The 4,122-nt window shown below is 71.5% G+C and carries 5 protein-coding genes and 1 pseudogene; 2 read left to right on the top strand and 4 right to left on the bottom strand.

The genetic code is table 11. The features are described from left to right. The coding region (locus ABYE80_RS17835; RefSeq protein ID WP_372791654.1) for a cytochrome P450 at positions 1 to 813 on the top strand (813 nt) is incomplete at its 5' end. 39 nt (positions 814 to 852) lie between these two features. On the opposite strand, the gene ABYE80_RS17840 is transcribed toward ABYE80_RS17835, so the two are convergent. Together ABYE80_RS17840 and ABYE80_RS17845 are read right to left on the bottom strand one after the other, a co-directional pair. Then, positions 853 to 1,251, bottom strand: coding sequence for a hypothetical protein (locus ABYE80_RS17840; RefSeq protein WP_372791655.1), 399 nt, complete (start codon positions 1,249 to 1,251; stop codon positions 853 to 855). 40 nt (positions 1,252 to 1,291) lie between these two features. Further along, entirely contained in the window at positions 1,292 to 1,552 is a 261-nt protein-coding gene (locus tag ABYE80_RS17845; RefSeq protein ID WP_372791656.1) for a hypothetical protein, read from the bottom strand. Positions 1,553 to 1,660: 108 nt separating this feature from the next. Here ABYE80_RS17845 and ABYE80_RS17850 point away from each other — a divergent pair, with 108 nt between their 5' ends. Then, positions 1,661 to 2,380, top strand: coding sequence for a plastocyanin/azurin family copper-binding protein (locus ABYE80_RS17850; RefSeq protein WP_372791657.1), 720 nt, complete (start codon positions 1,661 to 1,663; stop codon positions 2,378 to 2,380). 591 nt (positions 2,381 to 2,971) lie between these two features. Here the strand turns inward: ABYE80_RS17850 and ABYE80_RS17855 are convergent. Then, positions 2,972 to 3,592 (bottom strand): heme-copper oxidase subunit III, encoded by a 621-nt coding sequence (locus ABYE80_RS17855; protein ID WP_372791658.1) that lies wholly within the window; start codon positions 3,590 to 3,592, stop codon positions 2,972 to 2,974. Between the two features lie 37 nt (positions 3,593 to 3,629). Then, a pseudogene (locus tag ABYE80_RS17860) lies at positions 3,630 to 4,122 on the bottom strand (hypothetical protein); the annotation flags it as partial.

Here is a 4,122-nt window from a genome sequence, read left to right on the forward strand (position 1 = left end):
CGCGTGGCAGCGCCGTTGCGCCAGGTGCTGGACCTGGTCGGAACCCGTCGCAACGTCGTCGCCCTCGGGCTCACGCAGGGACGCAGAGGCCGCCTGAGCCCCTGGCGGCGCTTCTTCGCGGCCCGCGACGCGGCGGACGTGCTGCTGCGCGAGGAGATCGCCGACCGCCGGCGCGACCCGCAGTCGGCGGAGCGGGACGACATCTTCTCGATGCTCGTGGCCGCTCGTGACGAGTCCGGTCGGGGATTGACGGACGACGAGCTCCGCGACGAGCTCATGACGCTGCTGGTGGCCGGTCACGAGACGACCGCGACGGCCCTGGCGTGGACCCTCGAGCGGATCGTCCGCCATCCACACGTCCTCGAACGGCTCGAGGACGAGCGACGTGGGGGCGGGGATGCCTATCTCGACGCGGTCATCAGGGAGACCCTTCGACTCCGACCCGTCGTGCCCGCGGTGGTGCGCCGACTCCAGCGGCCGATGACCTACGGAGGGTGGGATCTGCCGGCGGGGGTGCACATCGCGCCTTCGATCTACCTGCTGCACCGGCGGGCCGACCTCTATCCCGATCCGACGGCCTTCCGGCCGGAGCGGTTCGTCGGCCGGACCCCGGGGACCTACGAATGGATCCCGTTCGGTGGCGGTGTCCGCCGGTGCTTGGGCGCCAGCTTCGCGCTGTACGAGATGCGGATCGTCCTTCAGGCCATCCTGCGAGACGCCTCCCTCGTGCCCTCGACGAGGGACGACGAGGCCACGACGCGCCGGGCGATCACCTTCGCGCCCGCTCGCGGCGGTCGACTGGCCGTCCGCTAGCCGCGCGCTCCCGTGGGGCCGGGCTCGCGGCAGACGCCGCTAGTTGTTGCAGGCGCCGGGGTTCTGCGTGCAGAAGTCGCTGAAGCCACCGGCCTCGCCGGTGCCGCCGCCGGTGGTCGTGCCCCCGGTGCTGTCGCCGGTCTGCGGGGCGGCCGTACCGCCGCTGCTGCTCTGCGGGGCCGGTGTCGCAGCGGGTGCCGGCGTCGCGGTGCTTCCCCCGGTGGTCGGGGCGGGCGTGCCGCTGCTTCCCGATGCCGTCGTGTCGGCCGTGGAGGTCGTGGTCGTGGTCGTGGCCGTGGTCGTCGCGGACCCGCCGGACGTGGCCGGGAGCGTCGCCGTGCCGCCGCCGGGCGGCGTCAGCTCGGGCGTCTCCCGCGGGACCACATCGCCGACCTGGTTGCTCCCGCCACACGCCGCGAGCGCCACGGAGGCGATCACAGCGAGCAGACCAGCGGCAAGCCGACGAGACATCACGATCTCACGCGGCCGGAGCCATCCGCCGGCCGCAGGTGGGGCAGTCGTTGAGGTCGCGCTGGGCGAGCTGGTCGCACCAGGGGCAGAAGCGGAGGTACTCGACGGCCCAGGGGAGGTTCGACTTCGACGGCGCGACAGGGAGGACCTTCCCGACGACCTCGAGCTCCTCACCGGTCTCGCGGTCGCGGTAGACGGTGTTCGGCTCTGCCTCGAGGAAGATCTCCCGCCCGGTGGACGGTGTCCGGAGTCGATAACGCTGGCTCATCGTGGGCGTGACTCTATCGCGCGAGGCCCCGGAACCGCATGCGACTGCGGTGGACGCCGCGCGCTTCGAGGTGGATTCCGTCCACCCCCGCCGGATAGAGTGCCCCCCGTGAACTCAAGGGTCTCGTTCCCGCGCGCCCTGCGCCCGGCCATGATCGTCGGCGTCGCGCTCGCGGCCACCGCCTTCAGCGGCTGCTCGGTCAACAACGATGGCGATGATCAGATCGCCGGGAAGCAGTTGTTCGTCGCCAAATGCGGCTCCTGCCACATCCTCGGCCGTGCCGACACCAAGGGCGTGACGGGTCCGAACCTCGACGAGGCGTTCCGGCAGTCCATCAAGGACGGCTTCGGACGGGACGCGATCCGCGGCGTGGTCTACCGCCAGATCCTGGACCCGCGTGAGGGCAGTGCGATGCCCGCGGACCTCGTCGACGACGAGGGCGCGCGAGACATCGCCGCCTACGTCGCGGACGTCGCGGCCCGCGGAGGAGAGGACGAGGGCCTCCTGGGCAGCGCGGTCGAGAAGGCCGGCTCCGACGAGCCGGCCGTCGCGGAGAACGGCGTCCTGACGATCCCCGCCGACCCGGGCGGGCAGTTGATCTTCGTCAACAGCAAGGCGGAGGCCCCGGCGGGCACGCTCGAGATCAACATGCCCAACGAGTCCGGCGTCCCGCACAACATCGTCATCGACGGCAAGGGCGAGTCGCCCGTCGTCACCGAGGGTGACTCCAAGTTCACCGCCGACTTCGAGCCCGGCGAGTACACGTACTACTGCGCGGTTCCTGGGCATCAGGAAGCCGGCATGGTGGGCACGCTCACCGTCAAGTAGTCGAGGCAGGGCGCGCAGCGGCAGCACGGCGGCGCCCGCGGTCGCCGCGTCGGGTGGTGTGTCTCCGCCCGGACCGGTGGCGCGCTGAGCGCCGAGCGGCTCGTGCGCGGCCGCAGGGGCCGTGAGTGGCCGCAGGGGGCCGGGAGCCGGCCGCAGGGGCCGGGAGCCGGCCGCGCGGTGGACTGGTTGGTGCGCACGGCGTCACGTGTGAGCCGGGCCGCCCCGCAGACGGGCCGGTGGCGTGCATGCAGCGCGCCGGGTTCGGCGCTGCGGGCCCCGCGTCCGCCGCTGGAGCCCCGCGTCGACCGCAGGAGGCCCGCGTCGACCGCAGGAGGCCCGCGTCGACCGCAGGAGGCCCGCGTCCGCCGCCGGGGTCGCCTCCGCGTCCGTCACGTAGCCTTCCCGGCGAGGAGCAGGCGCATCGCAGCGGGGGAGGGCGCCCCGCAAGGCGCTACCGCCCGAACGGGCTCCTACAGGGCCCTGAGGAGCAGGACGATCGCGATGATGGTCGCCGCGACGACGGCGACCATCAGGAGGAACCGGAACGCGGCGTCCTCCGACTTCAGCGGGTTCATCGCCGGGGAGTCCGCGTCAGACGATGTAGATCGTGGTGTACACGATGATCCACATGACGTCGACGAAGTGCCAGTAGATCCCGGGTATCTCGACGCCGCGATGGTCGTCGGCGCTGAAGTGGCCCTTGAAGGCCCGCAGCGTGACGATGCCGAGCAGCAGCAGGCCGATGAAGACGTGCGCGCCGTGCAGGCCGGTCAGGCCGTAGAAGACCGAGCCCTGCGCGTGATCGTGCGGGGCGAACCCGATGTGCACGTACTCGTTGACCTGGATGAAGAGGAAGGTCAGGCCGAGGAGGAAGGTCGTCAGCATGCCGGCCTTGAAGGCGAACCGGTTGCCGTTCTTCAGGCCCGTCTCCGCCCAGTGCAGCGTCAGCGACGAGCTGAGGAGGATCGCGGTGTTGACACCCGCGATCGCGACCGGGAGCTCGTTGCCTTCGGGCATCCACGGCTGGTCCTGCACGACCCGGATGAAGAAGTAGGCCGTGAAGAAGGCCCCGAAGATCATGATCTCCGAGATGATGAACAGCAGCATGCCGAGCATGCCCGGCTCGGCGCGGGAGCTGCGGTTCGCCGGCGGCGGCCCGTGGTGGTGATCCTCGTGGCCGTGCCCGGGGGCCGGAATCGCGGCTGCTTCCATCAGTGTCGTCTCGTCTCTGGCTCGGTGGGCGGAGGGCTCAGGCCGCGGCGGTCGCGGACGCCTGCGCTTCGATGTGCTCGACGGGCTTGTTGCTGGCCTTGCGCACCCGTCCGATCAGGTCGGCACGCAGCCACCCGGAACGGGTCGCGGGGAGGGTGGAGATGACGATGTCGTCGACCCGGAAGAACTGCAGCGCGTTCATGGTGGCCGTGTACGGATCGGGATCGCCGATCATGCCCGCGCACAGGAGACCGTTCGCGCGGACGCGGTCGGTCAGCTGGGCGAGTCGCTGGCGGGCGCGGCGGACCGCGACGCCCTCGCCACCCTCCTGCGGGACGACGGCGATGAACAGGCGATCGCCGTTCTGCGCCTTGGACTTGAGGTGCTCGACCATCTCGTCGCGGCTCGCGGTGCGGTTGGCGACGACCAGGGTGACGGCGAACGGGAGGCCCTCGCTCTCGAGGTCGACCACGACGTGCTCGACGGGGAGCCCCGAGGCCTGCTCGATCCGCTCGATCAGATCGCGGCGC

The organism is Paraconexibacter sp., from assembly GCF_041602235.1.
GTDB lineage: Bacteria > Actinomycetota > Thermoleophilia > Solirubrobacterales > Solirubrobacteraceae > Paraconexibacter.

Bases quoted from the DNA above. Each gene is read 5' to 3' on its own strand.
- ABYE80_RS17855 (WP_372791658.1), bottom strand. From the start codon at position 3,592: ATGGAAGCAGCCGCGATTCCGGCCCCCGGGCACGGCCACGAGGATCAC.
- ABYE80_RS17845 (WP_372791656.1), bottom strand. From the start codon at position 1,552: ATGAGCCAGCGTTATCGACTCCGGACACCGTCCACCGGGCGGGAGATC.